This window comes from Myxococcus vastator (genome assembly GCF_010894475.1).
Taxonomy (GTDB): Bacteria; Myxococcota; Myxococcia; order Myxococcales; family Myxococcaceae; genus Myxococcus; species Myxococcus vastator.
Genome location: NZ_JAAIYB010000785.1, coordinates 1 through 1868, shown reverse-complemented (window position 1 = coordinate 1868; position 1868 = coordinate 1). Strand labels below are relative to the sequence as shown.

Genomic DNA, 1868 nt, shown 5'->3' with positions numbered 1-1868 from the left:
CGCTCGCTGACGCGGCGTGGGGCATGGGACACGGCGTGTCGTGGCCGAGGTCGACCCCAAGGATGCGCGCATCGCGGAGCTCGAGCGTCAAGTCGAGGAGCTGACTCGACTGGTGCAGGAGCTGCGGGAGCAGTTGCGGCGGAATTCGGGCAACTCGAACCGGCCACCGTCGAGCGATACGCCGGGGCAGAAGGCGGAGCGGCGCAAGCAGAGCGGGAGTGGGAGTGGGAAGAAGCGCGGGGGTCAGCCGGGACACAAAGGCCTGACACGCGCGCTGGTTGCCGAGGAGAAGGTGAGCGAGTTCAAGCACCTCTTCCCGTCCGCGTGTGAGAATTGCTGGACTCCCCTCTCGCCCGAAGGCGGCACGCGGGTGCGGCGCTACCAATCCGTGGAATTGCCGCCGCTCAAGGCCCACGTCACACAGTGGGTGCGCCATGGCGTGGAGTGCCCCAGGTGCCAGCATGAGACGTGGGCAAGCACCGCGCCGATTCCGACGTCGCCCTTCGGGCCGCGGCTATCCGCCGTCGTTGGCCTTTTGACGGGCGTCTACCACCTGAGTCGGCGCTCGGCGGTGAGGCTTCTGGGGGATGTGCTGGGCATCGACATTTCTCTGGGGGCGGTGAGCGCCGTCGAGGCGCGCGTCAGCGAAGCGGTGAAGCCCGCGGTGGACGAGGCCTGGGCTCAGGTGTTGTCGGCGCCGGTGAAGCACACGGACGGCACCCAGTGGCTTGAGGGTGGCCAGGCGCGCGCGCTGTGGACCATCGCCTCGTCAATGGCCACCGTCTTCAAGATTCTGACGGACGGCAAGTCGCGGACGCTCGCAGCGCTCTTCGGCCTGAAGCTCGGTGTCCTCGTGAGCGACCGCGCCACCGCGCTGAATTTCTGGGCCATGGAAGCGCGGCAGGTGTGCTGGGCCCACCTCTTGAGGAAGGCCATTTCCTTCTCGGAGCGCGACGGGCCAGCCGGAGCGATTGGGCGCGAGTTCCTCGACTACATCGGCATCCTCTTCGACTACTGGGGACGACTCCGGAGCGGCGAATTGCAGCGGGACATGCTGCGCGAGCACATGGCCCCGGTACGTGCCCAGGTGGAAGCCTTGCTTGAGCGCGCGGTGGCCGCGAGGCTGCCGCACGTCTCCGGCTCCTGTGAGGACATCCTCGAGCACCGGGCGGCGCTGTGGACTTTCGTCGACAGGGACGGAGTCGAGCCCACCAATAACCACGCGGAGCGCGAGTTGCGCGCCTTCGTCCTGTGGCGCAAGCGAAGCTTCGGCACGCAGAGCACCCGGGGGAACCTCTTCGCCGAGAGGGTGATGACGGTGGCGCACACCGCCCGCAAGCAGGAAAAGAATGTGCTCGAATTCCTGACGGCCTGCTGCACCACCGCCCGGACGGGGGCGCCCCCGCCCTCGCTCTTCGCCGCGCCCTGAGCGCTACGTGGCCTTCCCGCCCATGGGGAAGTAGCGCGTCGCGTTCCGCTCTCCTGCGCTGCGCACGCGGCCCTCGTGCTTCAAACGCATCATCGGCCGATGAAGCGCCCGTGGCTTTTCTCCGACGTGCGCGGCGATGACGGTCATCGTCTCGCCCGGACACGCCTGCACCGCCTCGAACAACCGCTTCGCGAGGTTGGCGACGGCACCTGAAGAGCGTCGGACTCTCGTCCCCTGCCGCTGCATCGCCACGGAGGGCGCGGGAGCCAACACCGAGAACGCTCGCTCCACCGCCGCCTTCACCAGGCGTTGCTGCTCCACCAGGTGCTCGTGGACCAGTCGTTCAATCTTCGATTCCAGCGTCGCAGGGGTTTTCGTGTGCATCCGCCACGGGTTGCACACCGCGACGACGGCCTCAACACTACCCCTGAACGGTTAC

General features: G+C 67.7%; 2 protein-coding genes. One reads left to right on the top strand and one right to left on the bottom strand.

Annotation, left to right across the window (positions count from 1 at the left end; all coding sequences use genetic code 11):
• Positions 1 to 16 precede the first annotated feature (16 nt).
• Positions 17 to 1429 (top strand): IS66 family transposase, encoded by a 1413-nt coding sequence (gene tnpC, locus G4D87_RS37235; protein WP_163787514.1) that lies wholly within the window; start codon positions 17 to 19, stop codon positions 1427 to 1429.
• Between the two features lie 3 nt (positions 1430 to 1432).
• On the opposite strand, the gene G4D87_RS37230 is transcribed toward tnpC, so the two are convergent.
• Positions 1433 to 1813 (bottom strand): winged helix-turn-helix domain-containing protein, encoded by a 381-nt coding sequence (locus G4D87_RS37230; protein ID WP_240358927.1) that lies wholly within the window; start codon positions 1811 to 1813, stop codon positions 1433 to 1435.
• Positions 1814 to 1868: the final 55 nt, after the last annotated feature.

What these genes read in the sequence shown, in the direction of transcription:
- G4D87_RS37230 (WP_240358927.1), bottom strand. Translation starts at nt 1,813, where the DNA reads ATGCACACGAAAACCCCTGCGACGCTGGAATCGAAGATTGAACGACTG.